General features: G+C 45.0%; 14 protein-coding genes, 3 pseudogenes and 1 riboswitch. All 17 genes and pseudogenes read left to right on the top strand.

The annotated features are described in order from the left end of the window. The first annotated feature begins 39 nt into the window (after positions 1-39). The gene (locus G5B12_RS09550; protein WP_174088108.1) at positions 40-1,521 is read left to right on the top strand and encodes an aldehyde dehydrogenase family protein; all 1,482 of its coding nucleotides are present in this window, start codon (positions 40-42) and stop codon (positions 1,519-1,521) included. A gap of 44 nt (positions 1,522-1,565) precedes the next feature. Further along, entirely contained in the window at positions 1,566-2,180 is a 615-nt protein-coding gene (locus tag G5B12_RS09545) for a cytidylate kinase-like family protein (RefSeq protein ID WP_174088107.1), read from the top strand. Positions 2,181-2,182: 2 nt separating this feature from the next. Beyond that, positions 2,183-2,893, top strand: a pseudogene (locus tag G5B12_RS09540) (nitrilase-related carbon-nitrogen hydrolase); the annotation flags it as partial. A gap of 236 nt (positions 2,894-3,129) precedes the next feature. Next, entirely contained in the window at positions 3,130-4,242 is a 1,113-nt protein-coding gene (locus tag G5B12_RS09535) for a 4-hydroxybutyrate dehydrogenase (RefSeq protein WP_174088106.1), read from the top strand. A gap of 1,217 nt (positions 4,243-5,459) precedes the next feature. Then, entirely contained in the window at positions 5,460-6,416 is a 957-nt protein-coding gene (locus tag G5B12_RS09530) for a hypothetical protein (protein ID WP_021976071.1), read from the top strand. Positions 6,417-6,432: 16 nt separating this feature from the next. Continuing rightward, positions 6,433-6,633: pseudogene (locus tag G5B12_RS18325) on the top strand (transketolase); the annotation flags it as partial. Between the two features lie 2 nt (positions 6,634-6,635). Further along, a pseudogene (locus G5B12_RS17495) lies at positions 6,636-7,546 on the top strand (transketolase C-terminal domain-containing protein); the annotation flags it as partial. Further along, entirely contained in the window at positions 7,538-8,242 is a 705-nt protein-coding gene (locus tag G5B12_RS17490) for an FGGY family carbohydrate kinase (protein ID WP_255493924.1), read from the top strand. The pseudogene G5B12_RS17495 and the gene G5B12_RS17490, both read left to right, overlap by 9 nt. A gap of 231 nt (positions 8,243-8,473) precedes the next feature. Continuing rightward, a complete protein-coding gene (locus G5B12_RS09515; protein ID WP_119248060.1) occupies positions 8,474-9,172 on the top strand; it encodes a hypothetical protein in 699 nt (232 codons plus the stop codon). A 46-nt stretch (positions 9,173-9,218) separates the two neighbouring features. After that, positions 9,219-9,575, top strand: coding sequence for a hypothetical protein (locus G5B12_RS09510; RefSeq protein ID WP_174088105.1), 357 nt, complete (start codon positions 9,219-9,221; stop codon positions 9,573-9,575). Between the two features lie 48 nt (positions 9,576-9,623). Next, positions 9,624-10,784, top strand: coding sequence for a hypothetical protein (locus G5B12_RS09505; protein ID WP_147344030.1), 1,161 nt, complete (start codon positions 9,624-9,626; stop codon positions 10,782-10,784). 27 nt (positions 10,785-10,811) lie between these two features. Then, positions 10,812-13,142, top strand: coding sequence for a serine/threonine protein kinase (locus G5B12_RS09500; protein WP_174088104.1), 2,331 nt, complete (start codon positions 10,812-10,814; stop codon positions 13,140-13,142). 201 nt (positions 13,143-13,343) lie between these two features. Next, positions 13,344-14,159 carry a sugar phosphate isomerase/epimerase family protein gene (locus G5B12_RS09495; RefSeq protein WP_118071503.1) on the top strand — a complete coding sequence of 272 codons (816 nt, stop codon included), beginning with the start codon at positions 13,344-13,346 and terminating at the stop codon, positions 14,157-14,159. 248 nt (positions 14,160-14,407) lie between these two features. Further along, a complete protein-coding gene (locus tag G5B12_RS09490) occupies positions 14,408-19,222 on the top strand; it encodes an Ig-like domain-containing protein (protein ID WP_174088103.1) in 4,815 nt (1,604 codons plus the stop codon). A 102-nt stretch (positions 19,223-19,324) separates the two neighbouring features. Beyond that, positions 19,325-19,510: riboswitch (cobalamin riboswitch) on the top strand. 192 nt (positions 19,511-19,702) lie between these two features. Further along, a complete protein-coding gene (locus G5B12_RS09485; protein ID WP_118071501.1) occupies positions 19,703-20,542 on the top strand; it encodes a leucine-rich repeat domain-containing protein in 840 nt (279 codons plus the stop codon). Positions 20,543-20,575: 33 nt separating this feature from the next. Then, positions 20,576-21,340 carry a gamma-glutamyl-gamma-aminobutyrate hydrolase family protein gene (locus G5B12_RS09480; protein WP_021976061.1) on the top strand — a complete coding sequence of 255 codons (765 nt, stop codon included), beginning with the start codon at positions 20,576-20,578 and terminating at the stop codon, positions 21,338-21,340. Next, a complete protein-coding gene (locus G5B12_RS09475; protein WP_021976060.1) occupies positions 21,337-21,894 on the top strand; it encodes a TIGR00730 family Rossman fold protein in 558 nt (185 codons plus the stop codon). The genes G5B12_RS09480 and G5B12_RS09475 overlap by 4 nt, the downstream gene beginning before the upstream one ends. The last annotated feature ends 162 nt before the right edge of the window (positions 21,895-22,056 follow it).

Here is a 22,056-nt window from a genome sequence, read left to right as displayed (position 1 = left end):
ATTATTTGAACGGGTTAAGAAAATAAAAGGAGGACGCTTATGGAACTTCAGAAAATGTTTATTGATGGTGAATGGGTAGAAGGCAGTACAGGAAAATCAGTTCCTACATTAAATCCTTCAAATGGTGAGGTTCTTGCCATGGTAACGGAAGGAAATGTGGAGGATGTAGATAAAGCCATTGCGGCGGCAAAAAAATCTTTTTATGTGACAAGGGAATGGCGTGATATGGATTCCCAGACAAGGGCGGATATCCTTCTTCAGATCGCAGATGCTATTGATGCGGAAAAAGAGGATTTTGCGAAGCTGGACTGCATGGATCATGGAAAACCCTTAAGAGAGGCAGAGGCTGATGTGGATGATGCAGTTCACTGTTTCCGCTATTATGCAGGACTCTTAAAAATGCCACAGGGCGGTGTTTATGAAGTAAATGAAGGTTTTGGAAAAATGCATTCCTATACCGTTCATGAGCCGGTTGGCGTGTGCGGACTGATCACTCCCTGGAACTATCCGCTGCTGATGGGTGTGTGGAAACTGGCTCCTGCACTGGCAGCCGGTAACAGTGTGGTGTTTAAACCAAGTTCCAACTGTGTGCTTTCCTGTGTGAAACTGTTTGGGATTTTTGAGAAGATCGGAATGCCCAAGGGCAGCGTGAACCTGATCCTTGGCCCTGGCGGAATTACAGGAAACCGGATCGCGGAGAGCAAAGATGTGGATATGGTTACTTTTACCGGAAGCACGGAAGTGGGACAGAGCATCATGCGTGCGGCAGCAGACAATGTAAAAAGGATCGGCCTTGAGCTTGGCGGAAAGTCACCCAATGTGATCTTTGCAGATGCGGATCTGGACGGCGCAGTGGAATGGGCCATGATCGGTATTTTCCTGAATCAGGGCGAGGTGTGCTCCGCAGGTTCCAGGATTATCATCGAGGAAAGTATCAAGGATGAATTTGTGAAACGTCTTGCAAAGAAAGCAAATGCCATCACTATTGGAGATCCTATGGAGAATCCGGATATGGGCCCGCTGGTTTCTGAGAGCCATATGAATAAAGTTCTTGGATATATTAAAAAGGGCGTTGAGGAAGGTGCTACGCTTGTGTGCGGCGGCGAGCGTTACACAGAAGGGGAGTGTGCGAAAGGCTTTTATGTAAGACCGACGGTGTTTGATAACTGTACTTCGGATATGACCATTGTCCGGGAGGAGATTTTTGGACCGGTTGTGACTATTCAGACGTTTAAGACAGAGCAAGAGGCCATTGACATGGCAAACGATACGGAGTATGGTCTGGCTGGAGCAGTATTTACCGCTGACGGTTCCAGAGCGCTTCGGGTGATCAGAGAGATCCGCGCAGGTATTACCTGGATCAACTGTTATAACCCGGCATTTAACGAGGCTCCGTGGGGCGGTTACAAGAAGTCCGGAATCGGCCGTGACCTGGGTGTTCAGGGCCTTGAGGAGTATCAGGAGATCAAGCAGATCAACATCAATCTGAATCCGGGAATCGTCGGATGGTATGAACATTAAAAACATGAACCTGGAATGTATCCTTTAATTCGGGAGGAAATTATATGGGAAAAAGTAAATACGTAGTTACGATCACCAGACAGTTTGGCAGCATGGGTCGTCCGATCGCAAAAAAGATGGCGGAAAAACTGGGGATTGAATATTATGACAGGGATATTGTGGATCAGGCTGCAAAGAAGCTGAACCTTCCGGTGTCTGTTGTGGATGAAGTGGAGGAGACAGCGAAAAAAGTCAAGGCCAGTCCTTTTGCAAGAATGATGTTTCCTCTTGGAAAAGGAACCAGCAATACACAGGATAAGATTTTTGAGGCGCAGCAGAATATCATTAAATTTCTTGCGGAAAAAGAGACATGTGTTATTGTCGGAAGGTGTGCGGATTTTACTCTGGAAGAGATGGAAAATGTCATGCATATTTACATTTATGCACCATATGAGGTTCGTGTGGAGCATTGTGTGAAGGATCTGAACATTGAGGTTGAAGAGGCCAGAAAAATGATCGTGGCTATTGATGAGGCCCGTGATTCCTATCATATGCAGTATGCGGGATATCACCCGGATGACAAGAACCACAAGAGTATTCTGGTGGACAGCAGTTTTCTTGGCGTGGAAGGTACTGCGGATTTTCTGGTGGATGCAGTGAAAAGAAAGTTTCAACTGTAATATGTCAGAGACATGATTTTGAATATATGGACCTTGCCACAACGCTGGAGGAGAATCCGGCTGTGAAGCGTTTTCAGGAGGTGGCAAAAGAGCTGGACGTGGTGATCCCTGTGAGCTTTTTTGAGAGGGCAGGAAATGCGGCGTTTAATTCTATTGCCATTATTGATGCGGATGGTACGGTTCTTGGAAAATACAGAAAGACCCATATTCCGGATGGGATGCCTTATGCGGAGAAGTTTTTCTTTACTCCGGGTGATACCGGGTTTAAGGTCTGGAAAACGAAGTATGCAACCATTGGTGTGGGCATCTGCTGGGATCAGTGGTTTCCGGAAGCTGCCAGATGTATGGCGCTTCTGGGGGCGGAGATCTTGTTTTACCCGACTGCGATCGGCAGTGAGCCGGTTCTTCAGACGGATTCCAAACCGCACTGGCAGAGATGTATGCAGGGGCATGCGGCTGCAAATATCATGCCTGTAGTTGCCTCCAACCGGATCGGTCATGAGGTGCAGAAGGATTCGGAGATGACGTTTTATGGTTCTTCCTTTATTGCGGATGAGACCGGCGGACTGGTGGCTGAGGCTGACAGAGAGACGGAGGGTGTGATCACTGCGGAGTTTGATCTGGATGCCATCGCACAGAAGAGACGGGAGTGGGGTGTTTTCCGGGATCGAAGACCGGAGATGTATGGTACGCTCCTGACGCATGGATGTTGAAAACTGATTGGATCAGGAAAGTCCTCTGCGGAGCTGCAAATATCTGCCTGACTTGTGAAGGGATCGTATGCCGGTGGCAAAGTAGAATGTAAAAGCCTGTTTTGGCGTTTGATCTGTTTGGCAGGAGGCGGGTGGTAATGCGGATTGCAGAGGGCTGTCTGCCAGTGTTATTATATTATAATAAAATTTTATAAAAAGAGCTTCTGCGAAATGCGGGGCTGACAGGAGGAAAAACTATGCAGGAACTGATGATCAGACCGACGATTTACAGTTTTAATAATTGCCGGCAGTTTGCGGAGGAATTTAAACTTGGTAAAGGGGATCTGCTTTTTACCAATAAGAGATTGTTTAAGAAATTTTTTGAGCCGCTGGGGCTTGGCTGTGATGTGATCTTCCGTGAGGATTATGGTAAGGGCGAGCCTACGGATGTGATGGCTGAGGCAATCTGGAAGGATGTGCCGAAGGATGCGAAGCGTGTGGTTTCTGTTGGTGGCGGCAGCATTCTGGATCTTTCCAAGTTGTTTGCACTGGAGAATATTTCTCCGGTTACGGATCTTTATGACGGGCTGCTTCCGATCGTGAAGAATAAGGAGCTGGTGCTGGTTCCGACTACCTGTGGTACGGGTTCTGAGGTGACGAATATTTCGATTCTTTCCCTGACTGCGAAGGGTACGAAGAAAGGGCTTGCTGTGGAGCAGCTTTACGGGGATTCTGCTGTGCTGATCCCGGAGCTTCTGGAGGATCTGCCGTTCCAGTTTTTTGCTACGAGTTCTATTGATGCGCTGGTGCATTCTGTGGAGTCCAGTCTTTCTCCTAAGGGGAATGAGACTACAAGGATGTTTGGGTATAAGGCGATCGAGATGATCCTGAAGGGTTATATGGAGATCAGGGATCATGGTCAGGAGGCCCGGATTCCGTTGATGAAGGATTTTCTGATGGCGGCTAATTATGCGGGTATTGCGTTTGGTAATGCGGGGTGTGCGGCTGTGCATGCTTTGAGTTATCCGCTGGGGGCTAAGTATCATGTGGCTCATGGTGAGTCCAATTATGCAATGTTTACCGGTGTGCTCAACAACTATATGGAGATCAAGAGTGATGGCGAGATTGCGCGCCTGAATAAATTTATGGCGGGAATCCTTGGATGTGATGTGGATGTTGTTTATGAGGAGTTGGAGAAGCTTCTGAATGTGATGATTCCTAAGAAGGCGCTGCATGAGTATGGGGTGTCCGAGGAGGAGCTTGAGGAGTTTACGGATTCTGTGCTGGAGAACCAGGGTAGATTGATGGCGAATAATTTTGTGAAATTGGATCGGGAGAGGGTTTATAAGATTTATAAGGAGTGCTTCTGATTTTTTGATTTTTGGGATTCAGTTTTTTGTGAACGGGTCGGTGTGTGCCGGCCTGTTCTTTTTTTGTGGGAAAGGGAGGACCGTGAAAGGGACGCCCGTGAAAGGGACGCCCGTGAGGCGTGTGCTTCCTGTCGCCGGGGCTTCGTCGGGGGCTGGCTTCTAGGCTGCCGGAATTCTGCTAAAACCGCTTCAAAAATTCTCAAACTCGCGTCTGAAGCCGCTCAGACAGTGAGAATTTTTGAAGCAACGCAGATTTCCGCCAGCCAAGAATCAGCTCCCCTCCTGCAGAGTCCGTCGACAGGCAGCACACGCCTCACGGGCTGGCTTTTCATGGCGGTAGTGTGTGTGGGGCTGCTCGGGAGTTGGATGAGCCGTCAGCGCTGCGCTGGACGGTTGGTAGGAGAGGCTGAGTTTGCTTGTGGTTTAACGGTAGGTGTTTGGGGTCGTCGTCGCTGCGCTGGACGGCAGGGAGGAAAGGCTGAGTTTGCTTGTGGTTTGCCGGTAGGTGTTTGGGGTCGTCGTCGCTGCGCTGGACGGCAGGGAGGAAAGGCTGAGTTTGCTTGTGGTTTGCCGGTAGGTGTTTGGGGTCGTCGTCGCTGCGCTGGACGGCAGGGAGGAAAGGCTGAGTTTGCTTGTGGTTTAACGGGAGATGTTTGGGATCGTTGTCGCTGCGCTGGACGGCAGGGAGGAAAGGTTGGGGTTCCTTGTGACCTGATGGGAGTAAGTGAGTGACTGGAAAAAGTTGTGGAGAATAGGAATAGATCGGCACAGCGTTTCATATCCAATACCGCAGCATCCATCGCCCCGCCAGTATCTGAACACATCTCCACAACCTACAGTAATTTGCGTGGCCGGAGGGGAGGAGCGCGAGGAGGGGAAATGGCCTTTCGCAACTACGAATGCTTCCCCTCCTCGCAATTTCCTCAGCTTTGAAAAGCGAAAAAATTTCCGGCTGTCTGACGAAGTAAATCGAGGGGTTCTGCTGTCTGTTTGTCGAATTATAGTGGGATTTTTAGATGAAATCTGAGTGATTTTTTTTATAGTATGTGATATGGTTGTTATATCTTATAAGATCTTTTGTCTGTATGGACATTCTTGGAGCTTCGTATTCTGAAGCATTTTCCATTTTTGTTTCTGTGAATTTATGAAAGGCCGGTTTATGGCGTTTTCATGTTTTGTTTGTGTGGTATAATTCATATATACCGATAGGAGTGTTAATGAACAACAATACTATATTCGATGACGTTTTCCGGACGATGGTGGAGAAGATGACGTACTTGCTTGTTCCGCTTATCAACGAGGTGTTCCATACTTCGTATCCGGAGGATGTGAAGATCGTGCATCTTCGGAATGAGCATCAGCTGGAGGACGGGGAATTGATCACGGATGCCCGGCTTTTGATCGGGGATAAGGTGTATCATATTGAGTGTCAGAGTACAGATGATGCTACGATGGCAATCCGGATGTTTGAGTATGATCTTGCTATTGCGCTGGAGAGCAGGCGGAGGGTTGGACGGAGATTTTTTGTGGAGTTTCCCAGGTCCTGTGTGATTTATTTGAGAACTACGAAGAATACGCCGGATGTTGAGGAAGTGGAGCTAAAGCTTCCGGATGGGCAGGTGTGTGTATATCGGGTTCCGACGGTGAAGGTGGAGCGTTATACAAAGGATAGCATTTTTGAGAAGAATTTACTGATGTTGCTGCCGTTTTATGTGATGAGATATGAAGAGTCAGCGCATACGATAGGAGAAAATACAGAGAAGTTACAGGAATTGTTGAGTGAGTACGAGGATATCCGGGTAAATCTGGAGAAAGAGCTTTCGATGGCGGGAAGGTCAGAATTATATACAGATTTGAATAGACTAATCGTAAGGATATCCGATTATATTTTCCGGAAAGAAGAAAAAATCAGGAAAGGAGTGGATGAAGTTATGGGCGGAAAGGTTTTACAGTTGGAATCGGAACGATTACTTGAGTTAGGAGAAGCGCGTGGAAAAATTATTGGAAAGGCAGAAGGTAAAGCGGAAGGAAAAGCTGAGGGTGAGGCCATTGGCGAAGCGCGGATGAGAATGCTGATCAATCGTCTGATTGCGGATGGCCGAATGGATGAGATTGGGAAAATTATAGACAGTGCGGAGGCTTGCAGGAAATTATATAAAGAGTATGGTTTGTAAAGGAAAGAGATAAAAGATTGAGCAGCTCCACGCAGCATTTGAGGAAGCAAAACAGACAAAAGGCCAGCCGACAGTCCTCATCGCAAACACTGTTAAAGGTAAAGGCTTTGCAGTTATGGAGAACAAGGCTGCTTGGCATCATCACGTACCGAGCCAGGAAGAGTATGAGCAGATCATGAAAGATTTTGAAGAGAGAAAGAGAAAGGAGCAGCTGTAATTATGAATAAGATTCCAAACCGTAAAGCAATTTGTGACGTACTTTTAAAAGAAGCGGAAACCGATAAAGATATCGTTGTTCTCTGCAGTGACTCCAGAGGATCTGCATCTCTGGCACCTTTTGCAGACGCATATCCGGAGCAGTTCGTTGAGATGGGAATCGCTGAGCAGGACCTTGTCAGCGTATCCGCAGGTCTTGCACACTGTGGCAAAAAAGCTTTTGCAGCTTCTCCTGCATGCTTCCTTTCCGCAAGAAGCTATGAGCAGTGCAAGATCGATGTTGCATACTCCAACACAAATGTAAAACTTATCGGAATCAGTGGTGGAATCAGCTACGGTGCTCTTGGAATGAGCCATCATTCCGCACAGGATATCGCCGCTATGTCCGCAATCCCCAACATGAGAGTTTATCTTCCAAGTGACCGTTTCCAGACAGCAAAACTGATCGAGGCACTTCTGAAAGATGAGAAACTGGCATACATCCGTGTAGGAAGAAACTCGGTTGAGGATATTTATACAGAGGATAACTGCCCGTTCGAAATGGACAAGGCAACGGTTCTTACAGATGGTACAGACGCAGCGATCATCGCATGCGGCGAGATGGTGTACGCCTGGCTTACGAGGCTGTCAAACTTCTTGAGAAAGACGGTATTCACGCAACAGTTCTTGATATGTACTGCGTAAAACCTCTGGACAAAGAAGCAATCGTAAAAGCAGCATCCAATGCAAAAGTTGTTGTAACTGCTGAGGAACACGCACCGTTTGGCGGACTTGGTTCCATGGTAAGCCAGGTTGTTGGCGCTGAGTGCCCACGTAAAGTTCTGAACATTGCACTTCCGGACGCACCGGTTGTAAGCGGAACTTCCCAGGGTGCTTTGTTCGGACAGGGCTGCATCGAAAAGGGAATGGTTAAGGCTACATACGGAACAGGTTCCTCTGTTATGATGAACGCAGGAACAGAACCGATCATGTCAGATCTTGGTCTTGTAACTTCTCTTGCATGGGGGCTTAACGGCAAAATTACTTATGTTCTGGAAGGAAACATCAACTACACAGGTGCAGTGATCACATGGCTGAAAGATGACATGGGACTGATCACTTCTCCAGGTGAGACTCAGGAAATGTCAGAGCAGGCGAATAAGAATGATACTACTTATCTGGTTCCTGCATTTTCCGGTCTGGGAGCACCTTACTGGAAATCCGACGCAAAAGCCATTATCTACGGAATGAGCAGAACAACCGGAAAGAAAGAGGTTGTAAAAGCAGCGCTGGAATCCATTGCATATCAGATCACAGACATTGTGGAGATGATGAAGGCAGAAGATGGAATGACAGTAAAAGAGCTCTGCGTAGACGGCGGCCCTACAAGAAACCAGTATCTGATGAAGTTCCAGAGTGATATCCTGGGAACAACAGTAAGCCTTCCAAGATGTGAAGAATCTTCCGCGTTCGGAGCTGGCCTGATGGCAGGATTAAGCTGTGGACTTTACAAGATGGAAAGCATCTTTGAGGTGAAAAACCGCAACCAGTTTATCCCGTCCATGAATGCGGTCGAGAGAGAGCAGAAATACAGCGGATGGAAAAATGCGGTAGAGAAAGTTCTCGTATAATTCTTGTAAAAAAAATTCTCAAAATAACATGCATTTCCAATGTACTCCAGCTACAGAGGAAATGATAAAAAGCCGGTCTTTGCAGCAGCAGAGGCCGGCAAAAATTATATCCAGGGGTAATTAAGCTTATGGTATAATCCAGGTAGAAATATTTTTCGCAAAAATATGCAGAAATATTTTACTATACTGTTTATACATAATAAATTTACAGAAGAGAAGGAGAAATAAGCTATGAGTAAGATATCTAATGTGGTAAAAGCTGTTGCAGTGATTGCAATTGCTACGGTGATCGGCCGGTCGGTCGGTTATTTTACAGGAACAAGAATGGCGGCTTCCAGTCAGACTGCCAGTTCAACGTCCTCCACTTCCAATGAAGCAGATTCTTCAGCTGCTTCTCAGATCATGAATTCTTCAGCAAATTCTGACGTCACTTCTGACAGCAGCACATCAGAAACTGCCATTGCAACACCGGCTACGGATTCTCTGTTAATAGAGCACCGTGTATTTAAGACTGACGACACTGCAGAACATCCGGAATATATAGTGATCTTTTATGAAAGTGGAAGCAAAAAGCTTGTGCAGTTAAATGATGAAACTCTTTTTTACAAATCTGCAGGTTATACTCTCGAAAGCATCCAGGGTATTGATGTCAGCCAGGTTTATCCAGGGGTTGAAAATTTCGATTTCATGACAAAAGAAGTTACTGATGAAGGTGACTATATCAGATATGTGCTCGCATTTAATAATCTTGAGAAAAACGAAAATCTTAAAGCTCTTGACGGAGCCGGAATTATCGTATTAGATGATGGATTCACAGAAAATAACTATGTAAATGCAGAGACATTATGCCAGTCCATGATTGACAGTGGGCGCCAGGAACTGAAATTAACGGAAATGCCGGACAGCCTTACCTACACAGTTAATGAGTAAACGCACTTCCTCGTAAAAAGCTTTCACCGTCAGGAAGGGAAATTCTATGTATGTAGAAAAAAGAATAGGTGGAGATTATTACCAGTATGTAATTTCCATCACCACTTACAATCCGGAGCAGGCAGCTATCCGAACCCTTAAATGGTATGTGAATTATCTGAACCAGAGACTGTTTCAGAGCTGTTATTCTTATGAGCTGACTCACGGAGAATGTTTTCTGATCATCCATCTAAAGGAAAGGGAATATAAAGATACAGAATCCAGAAGTATATTTCTGCAGACCGGGAAGGAAACAGCTGACAGTGTACGTGAAGATTTCAAAATGCTGGCCTGCGGAATCATTCCCCTGGAAATTCAGCAGAAAGTAACTGCTGAAATTGATGGAATAAAAAAGGAATGGTAAGCATAAACATGAAGAAGTATGTGGATCTATCAGGGGGTGGAACAGGATATGAGAAAGAAAACAAAAAGAATATTTGATGACATCATTATCGGTCTCAAAGGAAAAGATGCTCTTGCGTGCCTGGAATCCCTCGAAAAAATCCAGAAGGATTTCTTGCAGGACCGGGATTCCCTTGAAGGGATCCAGAAGAAGATTGACAGCTATCCCCTGCGTTACCGGATCATTTACAAAGGCTTCTGCAATCAGTGGAGTCTTGCTGAGCTTAACGCTGCATTACAGGAAAAAAATGAGGAAGTTCTCTATGCCCGGGATCTGATCGAGGCAAGTCTGATCTATGCTTTTCAGAAAAAACTGACCTTTGATCACTGGTACAGTCTGATCGTGCAGATCCGCGAATTTGAAAGCAGTGGTTCTTATGATGGATTTCTTATTAATGGGTTCAATGGCTCCTATTCAGCGTTTCCTCTTGCACGTATGGAAAACTATGTGCAGATGAATTCCTGTTTTTATGCGGAGACTATGTATACACTTCAGCGAACCCTTACTGTGGAAAAGGATCTCGGGAGACTGGGTGAGAATCAGGAATTTGTTTCTTATATGTGTGAAAACATACGGATGTTTTGTGATGGCAGAGAAAAATCCAGATATTATATCTGCAAATATTTTCTTTTTTATCTGAATACCAGGATCAAATATTATATGGCAAGTGATAAAAACCGACGGATCAAAAGAAACATTTATCTTGATCTTCCACTCAGCAATATTTCCAAAATGGATCCGAATCGACATGCTCATATGTCCGAGGAAGAGATAAAAGAGTGTCTGGCCACAGCGAAGATCAGTCCTAATAAGTTGTTTGAACTTCTGAACCGATTTTATTCCTATATTCTCCTCAGTGATTCGGATGCCAATGATCCGAACTGGGAAGAGTACAGCTTTATGCACAGGATTCTTCAGGGAGACTGCATTTCCCGGTCACTTCTTTTACTCATGATCTTATTCTTTGGAAGTGAAGCAGAACTTCCTGATCCGGGACTGATCCTGACAGTAAGACGAATGAATGAGATTCTTCAGGCCTGCAGATTTCAGGTACTGGATGAGAGCGCGGAAGAGGACAGTCTTGACAGTTTTTTGATTGCCGTTCTCTGTTCTGATGACAAAAGATCAGCGATCAACAGGATGATCGGACAAATGAATCTGATGCAGTAATTTCTGAAAACAGAAGGAACTAATATTATGCAGCAACTGAAACCCGGAAGTAAACTGAATAATAAATACAGAATTCTTCGTTTTATCGGACAGGGCGGTTTTGCCTTTGCCTATGAAGCAGTCCAGGAGCCTATTGGTCTTAAAGTCTGTATCAAGGAACTTTTTATAAAAGAATCCAGAGACACTTTTCTCAGGGAAGGAAGAATTCTTGCCACGTTAAAGAGTGACAGTATTGTAAAAGTTCTGGATTATTTTGAGGAAAATGAAACCAGTTATATTGTACTTGAATATCTGGAAGGAATAACCTTAAAAGAATATGTAAAGCGATATGGACCAATTCCGGCAGACCAGCTTTTTTCTGCGATTCTTCCAATCCTGTCGGGGCTTTCCCTGATACATAAGCGTGGTCTGATTCACAGAGATATTGCTCCGGACAATCTTATGGTCCTAGGCACGGATTTTTCCGGTGGACCTTCGCAGACTCTGCGGTTGAAACTTTTTGATTTCGGGACAGCAAGGGAATGTGGAAGGGATGAATATACCTGTACTCTGAAGGATGGTTACAGTCCGATAGAGCAGGTAAGTTCTCAGGGAAACCAGGGAACGACGACAGATATTTATGCTCTTTCAGCTACTTTATGGTATTGTCTTACAGGTAAGATACCGGATGGAGCGTACAGTCGTCTTCTGGATGATAATCTGAAGGCGCCTTCCAATCTGGGGATAGAAATCGATCCTGAGCTGGAAGATATTCTGATGAGAGGACTGTCCCTGCAAAAAGAAGACCGGCCGCAGAGTATTGATGAAATGCTGGCGATCGTGGGCAGAGAGCAGGCTGTGAAGAAAGCAGGCGATGGCAGCAGAGCAGCAAAAAGACCTCAAAAAAGAAAAAAGGTGTTTTTGGCCTGTGGTGTTTTCTGTCTCTTTGCGATACTTACGCTGTTGGGTGTTTTTCTTTACCGGAAAAATACACCGCGGGAATATAATGCGGAGACCATGTATCAGGTGACTCTGACTCCGGACGATAAATTTACAGTAGTCGGATATAATGAATCCATAAAAATTCTGGAGGAACGTCTGAAGCGATTTGCTGTCAAAAGTGGAAGGTATTCTTTAACAGAAAATAAAGGAGTTCTTACCATGCTCCTGCTGAAGGAAGATTTTCCGAAAAATACAGCCGGTGGCAATAATTACAAATCTACAGATACTGATTCAGCTTCAGTTCCGGAATATGTCCTGAAAGCTTATCTTACCCGGGCTGTAGATCTGATCATTCAAAGCCGCGAAAAAGGAGATACTTTTAACGAAAATCTGAAACTGGATCAGACGAAGGACTTTACCCTGACCTGGCACAAAGGGTCCGTTTCGGAGGTGGAATCTGACAGCGCGATGACTTCCACACAGAACTCCAATGGTTATTACGAAGTGATCTTTTCAAAAGATTTTCTCTCCCGGAACGGAGAAAAGATAAGATCCTGGAATAATAATTATGCCATTTATCAGGATCCTGATGATATTCCGTCAGTAACTCCTTATACGACCATTCCTATGGAAGATGGAAGAGGCTGTTATCTGACAGATAATGATAATGGTGCTTTTTCAGATCTTCTTAAGTATAATCTGACGCATCCACCACTGGAACACAGCTTCTCCATTTCTATTAAAGAACAGGTGGACTGGCAGACGGATGACAGCAGTTTTGGGGAAGATCAGGTCAGAGAGAATAAGATAAATGATGGAATTTACTGTTCTGTTTATGGAAGCATGACGGATGGAGAAGAAATGGATTGCTATCAGGCATTGCGTAATCGACTGGACAGCCTTGATATCTCCTATGCGCTTGGAAAAATGGATGCTCTCACAGCAGTAACGAAAGGCTGTGACGCACCGGCTTATCGTTTTCTATCTGTTAAGATAAATTCATCTGATGAGAAACTGCAATATTGGGATGTATGGAATCTGATCGCATGCAGCCACACGTTTTGTCTGACAGATGGGGATGGAAATATTGGGTGGATCTTTGATTACACAACTACTGTGGATGAGAATGGAATTACGATCGCGCAGACAGAACTGCCGGGTAGTTTTCAGGATGAAGATAAGACAGTTTATCTGTCATATTTGAACGGAGCTGATACGATCCGTATGATGTCGGGAAAAGTTCAGGGAGACGGGAGCTGTTGCTTTGATCATTTTGCAAATGGAGCGGAGATTTCGGATGATAACAGATGGATCATTCCGCTGATCGGAACCTGTATCAAAAATGATCTGCCGGTAGAACTTTTACCCTATGATCTGAAGCTCAGAAATGAAACAGTAAATGACTGGAAATCTCTGGGGCTTTTTATTGAAAAATAGCCAGTCAGATGTCGGCTTGACCCTGTGAGGATGTCAGATTATAATAAAATAACAGGCATTTCCTGTATGCTTCAGAGGTATTGGAAATGACGGAAAGCCGGTCTTTGCCATAACAGCAGGGCCGGCAAAAATTGTATACAGGTACAGAAATACCTGAAAGAAAGGACGGGAAGCCATAAGTGCTTACCCTGGTAAAGAATTATGATATATATCAGTCATCTTCTGCCGGATCATGAGATGAACGAGATTATCGAGCAGACAGGAGTGGGAATCGAAAGTATTGAATTTTCGATAGCAGACAATCTGGATCATCTGAATGATTCCATTGGCAGCTACCGGGAACGGTTGAAATTTATGGACTGTCGGGGACTGACCCTGCATGGACCGTTTATGAATATCGATCCCGCGGCTTTTGACAGCGAAGTGCGTAAAATTACGATGATGCGTTTTCACCAGACTTATACAGCAGGTATGGAACTTGGGGCAAAAAAGATCATCTATCATACCTGCATGAACCCTTATGTCCACTATCTTCAGGGCTGGCCTGAGAGAGTTGCGGAGTTTTTCGGAGAATTTCTGGAAAAGCATAAAGAGCTGGAAGTTGTGATGGAGAATGTGTTTGACCCGCAGATCGATCCGGTTCTGGATGTTTATAAACTTCTTGGGGAAAAATATCCGAATTTCCATCTTTGTTTTGACATGGGGCACGCCCACTGTTATTCGAAGATCCCGGTTCTGGAATGGACAGAGAAGCTGGCGCCTTATGTGACCCATGTCCATGTTCACGACAACAATGGTGACCGGGATTCCCATGCTGCCCTGGGGGCCGGAAATATCCCTTATGAAAGGGTACTGGGACTGCTTCCGGAAACCAGGGAGCGGACGTGGACCATTGAGTGTTGCAGCAAAAAGGATGTTCTGCAGTCAATTCGTGTGCTTCATAACATCAGCAGGACACGGAAAGAAAATCTACAGCGATCCCGAGAATTATTTGACATAAAATTTCCAAACTGTTAGAATAACAGAAGAAACAACTGCATATTTCAGATGAGGTGAACTGCCACAGACAGTTCTTAAAGGAGGATTCCAGCGTGAGGTCTGAATCGCATCTCTGCCACGTCATTTACATTATTTTTTCGCAGAGGGGATAAGAGTATCTGAGATATTCAGCTAAAATTAAATACAACTAACCGATAGAAAATCAGTTCTCTCATTTCAGTGAGGGAACTTTTTTAGTGCGGAAATAAAAGGAAAGGAAAAAAAGAATGAAAAAAACAAAAAAAGGCTATGGAAAAAAGGCGCTTAGTGTGTCTTTGTCAATGGCGCTGATGCTGGGAGGAACTGCACCGGTACAGGCCGCAGATCTGTTTTCGGATCAGACCGCAGAAGAAAGTACTTCCATGGAGCTTTATCCGGAAGAAAACACTGCAGAAGAAAGTAATACCGCAGATTTTGCGGCAGATGAAACTGAGAATGGGGCAGAAGATTTTTCAGCAGGACAGGAAGATCAGGCGGATGAATTTTCGGCAGGAGATGAAGACAGCTCTAAGGCTGCTGTGGCAGAAGTACAGTCTGCTTCCCATGTGATAAGTACAGCAGCAGATCTTCCGACAGGAGGAATCGCGGAAGGCGAAACTTATGAACTTGCGGCAGATATCACTCTGACTTCCGGTCAGCAGATCAGCTCCATTGCAGGTACGCTGGATGGAAAAGGCCATGTGATCACTCTTGCGGATAAGCCGCTTGCAGATAAAGTTTCCGGAACGATCCAGAATCTTGGAGTTGCAGGAAGCAGCACACTGACGCTTTCAGACGGACAGGGCAGTGTGGCAAATACAGTAACAGGAACGATCCAGAATTGTTATTCTACAGTATCCTCCAATGCGGCAAGTGATTATATGGATACCATCGGAGGTTTTGTGGGAAATCTTCAGGGAACAGTAACCAACTGTTACTTTGCAGGAAATACAGATATGTTTGGTGGAGGAATCGCTGCTACAAATGGAGGTTCCTATAAGATCAGCCATACACTCTGGGCATCCGGTATGTCTGCGGTTGGTATGGGAAGAACCGATAATATTTCTGATGACAGCAAAACCAAAATGACTGCAGATCAGATCAAAGCCAGTGTGGATATCCTGAATACAGAGATCCCGTCTACAGGTTTCAGATGGGCACTTCCTTCTGATGGAAGCAACAACGGACTTCCGGTACTGACAGAAGGTTCCGGGACTCCGGCAGAAGTAAACTGGGACAGCCTGAAAGCTGCCATTGAATCTACAGAGAAACTTACAGAGTCTGACTACACAGAGACCAGCTGGAAAGCTGTTTCCGAGGCTCTTGCTGAGGCCAGGGAAATGCTGGATGCAGGTACAGCTTCCCAGTCAGAAGTAAACGCAGCTGCAAAGAAACTCAGCGATGCAGTGAACGCACTGAAGAAACAGAAACCGGAAGCGCCGGTAAAAATCCCGGAAGGTGTAACCGTTACACATATTACTTCTGCAGACCAGATCGAAAATATCTGGAGCGGTACAGAAGGTCAGTATTATGTGCTGGATAACGATATCACTCTTACAGGTGATTATATGAACTTCTGTGAATTTAATGGTGTGTTTGACGGCCAGGGTCATACTGTTACGCTGAAAGATTCCCAGGGACTTTTTACCAGAGTGGGAGAGAGCGGTGTTGTACAGAATACCGCATTTAAAGGAACGATCGGAAATGTATGGGAAAATACAGGTGCACTTGGCGGAAGCATCAAAGGTGCGGTACTGAACTGTTCTGTGGAAATTTCCGGAAGTTATGCCTGCGGTTTCGCGAAGAAATTATCAGGCGGAGTTATCGCAAACAGTATTTCTTTTGGCGAGAGCCCGAAAGGCGCGTTGTTTGCACAGTATGAAACTGCGGATGATCCAGGACTTGTAAAGAACTGTTACTGGACAGATACCCTGTCCATGCCGTCTGTACCGGAGGGAGTTCTGGTAAATTCCACATCCAGGGATGAGACAGAAATGAAGACGCTGGATCTGGTTGATGTCCTGAATAACGGACGTGGAGACAATGGTACAAAATGGGGACAGAGCAGTGAAGGATTCCCGTACTTTGGAGAAAACCAGTCCTATAAACCGGACACTGAAGTGTGGCCGGAACTTCCAGCAGAAAATCAGTATCAGGTAGAATTTTCTGCTTATAATGGAAGTGCAAAAGAAACCCTGACAGATTCCCGTCTGCAGGTATCTCCGGATTCTGTCAATGCATTTAAAGTTGCAGGTAGATTAAGCCTTAAGGATTATCAGGCACCGGAGGGTAGTCATCTGGAGTGGAACTGTACAGAGATGAAGCCGTCCGGAGCAATGGCAATGGACCTTTCTTCCGGAGATCTGTATGTATACAGAAACGGAAAAACACTTATCACAGCAACACAGATAAACAGTGACGGTTCCAGTAAAGTTGTTGCGTATGTTTCTGTGATCGCCACAACAAAGAAGATCGAAGCAGTCAGACTTCTTATTGACGGACAGGATATAACAAACGGAAGCTTTACGGTAGCAGGTTCCGAGACTAAGAAGATCCAGGTTCAGGGAAAATATACAGGGGAAGATGATTTCAGCGATATGGCTTTTTCAAGTTTCCTGTATAAAGCCGCTGACGGATCTGTGATCAGTAATGATGAAAGTTACAGTTCATTCTTCTTTCTGAAACCGGGAACTTCCTCTATCACCGTAAGCTCCAAGGCACAGCCGGATATCTCTGCAAAAGTAGATCTGACATCTACATATGTGCCGATCGAATCCATTGTACCGGGAATGTCCGGACAGCAGGTGATCCATGGAAGAAATGCAAACAGTGACGGTCAGGAAGAGGACGGCAGAGTTGCATTTAACCCGATTCCGGGAAGTGCCGTAGTAACTCCGACCAATGCAAGTTATGCATCTGACTGGACCATTACAAGCAGTGATGATACGATCGGATATTACAGCAACGGTTCCAAAGTATTTGTTCCGAAACAGTCCGGAAAAGTAACTTACACAGCAGAAATTAAAGATACAGATCCGGAAACAGGAAAGACACGTACCATTACCGGAACTTCTGAGGTTGAGTTTGTATATAAGAATCCACTGACTTCAGTCACTTCTCCTGTAACAGAGGTAACCGTAAGATCAGGAGAAAGTCAGGATATCGATCTGAGCTTTACCGGAGAGATTTCTGACCAGGGATACAACGTGACAGATCCATCCATGAAATGGACTTTTGACAAAAAAGGTGTTGTAGTCATTACAAAGAAAACAAGTGGCTACTGGAAACGTCAGGATGGAGCACCAGATACAAACAACTACTTTATCGGAACCGATTACAGGATCACGGGAATCGGCGAGGGAACGGTGATCGCTACCGGTACACCGGTTGACCAGACCAATTCTCCGGAACCTGTAAAGATCAGGCTCACAGTAACAAAAGGTGACGGACAGGATACAGACAACAAAAAACTTGCGTCTGAAGACGTTGAGAAAGCAGTTTCTTATCTTACAGACCTTCATCAGGAAAAAGGATATCAGTATGGAGATGAGTGGGTGGTATATGCTCTTCTCCGCAGCGGACAGACCATTGACCAGGATAAACTGGACGCATATTACGAGTCTGTATGTGCGACTGTAAAAGGCTGGAGTGCAGACCAGAAACCTACAGATATTGAGCGAGTGTCTCTTGCATTAACAGCTATGGGAAAAGACATCACAAATGTTGACGGTGTAAACCTTGCAGCGATGATCTACAATTCTGAAAAACTGAAAAATGGTTCCAATGAACTGATCTATGCATTGATCGCTCTGGATGCCGCAGATATCCAGATCCCGGGAAATGCGAAATGGAACCGTGCTTCCATCATCAGGGCACTTGGAGAATTCCAGAATCCGACAACCGGTGGAATCGGACTTACCGATGCAAAAGGAGGAAGCTCTGATATTACAGCCATGGCGCTGCAGGCCCTTGCTGTCTACAGAAACCATAATACAGCCGCAAAAAATATTTCAGACAAAGCACTCACTTACCTGGCAAATGCCATGGGAGATGATTTCGGATATGGTACCTGTGAAAGTACAGCCCAGGTTCTTCTGGCACTGACTTCTATGGGAATTGATCCGTTAAGCGATGATTTTGGTACTGTAAATATGAATATGATCACAAATCTGACTGGTTATATTCAGAGCGACAATGGTTTTTCACATTCCATGTCAATTTCAAAATCCAGCGAAATGTCTACAGTACAGGCACTTCAGGCACTGGATTCTTACAGACGTTTTGTAAATAAGGAGACAACATACTGGGATCTGAAAAACAAAGGAGAACATGCAAAACACAGCTGGGATGCAGGAACAGTAACAAAGAAATCCACCTGTAAGACAAAAGGAACAAAATCTTATACCTGTACCTGGTGCGGAGAGAAAAAGACCGAATCAACAGCTCTTGCAGCACATAAGTGGAGTTCCTGGAAGACAACGAAATCTGCAACTGTTTTTGCACCGAAACAGATCACAAGAACCTGTTCTGTATGTGCCAAAAAAGAAACAAAGAATTCAGGAAGCAAACTGAAACCAACGATCAAACTGAACGCATATGGAATTCGTCTGAATCCGGGAAAATCTACTAGCAAAGTGAAAGTCAGTGGTCTTGCAAAAGGAGATTCCGTGAAGTCCTGGAAATCCAGCAATACTGCAATTGTAAAAGTAGATAAAAAAGGTGTGATCACCGCACAGAAAAAGACAGGTACTGCTTATATCACAGTAACTCTGGCAAGCAAAAAAACGGCGAAACTGAAAGTCGTTGTACAGAAAGGAACAGTAAGAACTGCGGCCATAACCGGACTGCAGTCCAGAATAACCATCAGTAAAGGAAAGACAACGACCTTAAAGCCGATACGCAGACCAATAACATCTGCTGAAAAACTTACATACAGTTCCTCCAATAAGGCTGTTGTCACAGTAAGTTCCAAAGGTGTGGTCAGAGGTGTGAAAAAAGGAACTGCGGTAATTACAGTAAGATCCGGAAAAGTTTCTTACAAATGCCGTGTAACTGTAAAATAAATACTGATCATTATGAAATAACCCCGCCTATAACTCTGATTCACGGGATTGTCACAGAAAAAGAAGTGTGTTATAATTTCTGAACAGTTAAATATGGAGAAAAAACAATTACCGGTTTTAAGTTCTCTGCCACATCGGCAGGGCCAAGAGGGAACAGGGTGAGAATCCCAGGCAGTCGTGCTACTGTATTTGTTTAGATCTTTCTGTAACCATTGTACGGATCTGTATGAGAAGGGGAGGGATCGTGATTACATAAGCCAGGATACCTGCTTAAAGCTGCTACCAGTTATTACACGCAATGATAAATGGAGGGGGAGATTGTTTGGTTTTGTGTACCTATTTTTCGGGACACAGAAAGAAACATTTCCTGAATTCAGAGATATTGCGGTAGCAGATGGTATTGTTGAAAACATGATCATTATATACGGATGCGATATCTTTCAGGGTATTGCATCCGTTTTTTTGTTGAGAGGTTAAAAAATGCAGAAAACACTGGTGTGGCGTTCGCAGAAAGAAAGAGAAAAAACATTTGTAAGAGGATGTGCAGAGAAACACGGAGAGAGAATTCTTGTTATCGGACAGCCTTATAGCCGAATCGGGGACGAGGCACTGAAGAATAATATCCGGATCAGAGAAGTGAGCCTGGAAAACTGCGTCAGAGAGATTGGCAGAGAAAGTTTCGCCGGATGTACAAGGCTTCGAACAGTAAGATCAGAGAAAATAAAAGTTATAAAAAACAGAGCTTTTTCCGGTTGTGTAAACCTGAGAAGTTTTGAAATCCCGGCTACAACAGAATATATTGGAAAAGGGGTTTTGTACGGGTGTAAAAGACTGCAGAAGACAGTTTTTGAAGAGAATAAGAAAATCATCCGAATTCCGGCAGAAGCTTTTATGGAGTGCCAGGAACTTTCCGGAGTAGTGCTTCCGGAAATGATCACTGAGATTGGGCGAAGGGCATTTTATAAATGTGGGAATCTGACAGAGATAAAAATTCCTCAGTCTGTGGAGCGGATTGAAAGAGAGGCGTTTTATCAGACCGGACTGCAGAAGCTGGAACTTCCTCAAAAGCTGAAATTTATTGGAGAGAGCGCTTTTCTGAAGTGCAGAAATCTGGAATATGTCCGGGTTCCGGAATATGTGGAAACTGTGGAAAAATGGGCGTTTCACGGGTGCAGTATGTTGAAAACAGTGGAATTTTCCGGGGATCCAGAAGTGCTGGGAGAATGGATCATAAATAAAGGGACAAAGATCCTGTGCAGAAAAAATACCAGAGTCGATGACTATTGTAGGAAGTATGGATTTGCGGTAGAATATCTGTAAAAGCGACCATTTTTTGGTGGAAAGAGGAGAAGGATGAGGGAAAGAAAACCTGTGATCGGCGTTACCTGTAATTTTGACTACAGGGATGCTGTTGGAATGGTTTCGGGCATGGGGATCACCGGGCAGGACTGGGACTTTGTCAGCGGTGATTATGTGTATATCCTGGAGAAAGCCGGTGCGATTCCTGTGCTGATCCCGCAGTATGGAGATCTGGAGGCGGCGAAACCGTTCCTGGAACAGCTGGACGGAGTGCTGATCTCCGGCGGACATGATGTAGGGCCGGAGCGGTACGGGGCGTTTCCAAAAGGGTACTGCGGAACGATCATGCCCATGCGGGATGAGCAGGATATTGCGATTTCCAGATATTTTATGATGGAAAAGAAAAAGCCGATCCTCGGGATCTGCCGTGGCATTCAGATCATGAATGTGGCCTGCGGCGGAACCCTGTATCAGGATCTGGAAAAAGAAGGGGGGTTTGAACATCATTTCGGGGATAAGTACCCGAGAAATGTGGCGTGGCATAAAGTGAGCATTGCCAAAGACAGTATATTGGAAAAGACTTATGGGAACCGGGAGATCCGGGTGAATTCTTTTCATCATCAGGCGATAAAAGATGCCGGGGAGAATGTGAGGATCACAGCCTGGTCCGAGGACCGGGTGCCGGAAGCTATGGAACTTGAGGATCATCCATTTGCGGTGGCTGTGCAGTGGCATCCGGAGATGATGTATGATTCTTCGGAGCAGATGAAACTTTTACAGGCATTTGTGAAGGCAGCAGAGAAGGGGACAGAAGCATGAATATTTGTATATATGGAGCATCCAGCGCAGAACTGAAAAAGATTTATTATGAGAAAACAGAGGAATTGGGACGGCTGATAGGAAAACGTGGCCATGGCCTTGTTTTTGGCGGTGGAAAAGAAGGACTGATGGGTGCGGCGGCCCGTGGCGTTGACAGAGAGAAAGGTTATATCCTGGGGATCGCACCGCGATTTTTTGACAAGCCGGGAGTCCTGTATGAGCATTGTACAGAGTTTATTTTTACGGAAAATATGCGTGAGAGGAAGCACCTTTTGGAAAGCCGTTCCGATGCGACCATCGTGGTACCTGGTGGAATTGGTACGTATGAGGAGTTTTTTGAGATCCTGACACTGAAAAGTCTGGGACGGATCGACAGGCCGATCGTTCTTTATAATATCAACGGATATTATGACAGCATGAGGGCCCTTCTGGAGTATACGGCAGGGGAGAAATTCATGGCAAGAGATGTTGTGGATATGTGCCGGTTCATGAAAGATCCGGAGGAGATCCTGGATTATATTGAGAATTACCGGAATTATGGGGGAAAGTTATAAAAAGGGTTGTAAGGATAATAAAAATAAAGTCCGGATTATAGGACAGATTGCAAAAATACAACAGTCCCAAATATAGGACTGTAAAAACGAATGTGTTACAGAATAATATAAGAAAGTCTGTAGTAATTCCGGGAAGTTATATTCTGAACAGTCAGGTTTGAT

This window comes from Blautia sp. MSK.20.85 (assembly GCF_013317245.1).
GTDB lineage: Bacteria > Bacillota > Clostridia > Lachnospirales > Lachnospiraceae > Blautia_A.
This window is presented reverse-complemented; position numbering and strand designations above follow the sequence as displayed.

Bases quoted from the DNA above. Each gene is read 5' to 3' on its own strand.
- G5B12_RS09550 (WP_174088108.1), top strand. From the start codon at position 40: ATGGAACTTCAGAAAATGTTTATTGATGGTGAATGGGTAGAAGGCAGT.
- G5B12_RS09545 (WP_174088107.1), top strand. From the start codon at position 1,566: ATGGGAAAAAGTAAATACGTAGTTACGATCACCAGACAGTTTGGCAGC.
- G5B12_RS09535 (WP_174088106.1), top strand. From the start codon at position 3,130: ATGCAGGAACTGATGATCAGACCGACGATTTACAGTTTTAATAATTGC.
- G5B12_RS09530 (WP_021976071.1), top strand. From the start codon at position 5,460: ATGAACAACAATACTATATTCGATGACGTTTTCCGGACGATGGTGGAG.
- G5B12_RS17490 (WP_255493924.1), top strand. From the start codon at position 7,538: ATGGTTAAGGCTACATACGGAACAGGTTCCTCTGTTATGATGAACGCA.
- G5B12_RS09515 (WP_119248060.1), top strand. From the start codon at position 8,474: ATGAGTAAGATATCTAATGTGGTAAAAGCTGTTGCAGTGATTGCAATT.
- G5B12_RS09510 (WP_174088105.1), top strand. From the start codon at position 9,219: ATGTATGTAGAAAAAAGAATAGGTGGAGATTATTACCAGTATGTAATT.
- G5B12_RS09505 (WP_147344030.1), top strand. From the start codon at position 9,624: ATGAGAAAGAAAACAAAAAGAATATTTGATGACATCATTATCGGTCTC.
- G5B12_RS09500 (WP_174088104.1), top strand. From the start codon at position 10,812: ATGCAGCAACTGAAACCCGGAAGTAAACTGAATAATAAATACAGAATT.
- G5B12_RS09495 (WP_118071503.1), top strand. From the start codon at position 13,344: ATGATATATATCAGTCATCTTCTGCCGGATCATGAGATGAACGAGATT.
- G5B12_RS09490 (WP_174088103.1), top strand. From the start codon at position 14,408: ATGAAAAAAACAAAAAAAGGCTATGGAAAAAAGGCGCTTAGTGTGTCT.
- G5B12_RS09485 (WP_118071501.1), top strand. From the start codon at position 19,703: ATGCAGAAAACACTGGTGTGGCGTTCGCAGAAAGAAAGAGAAAAAACA.
- G5B12_RS09480 (WP_021976061.1), top strand. From the start codon at position 20,576: ATGAGGGAAAGAAAACCTGTGATCGGCGTTACCTGTAATTTTGACTAC.
- G5B12_RS09475 (WP_021976060.1), top strand. From the start codon at position 21,337: ATGAATATTTGTATATATGGAGCATCCAGCGCAGAACTGAAAAAGATT.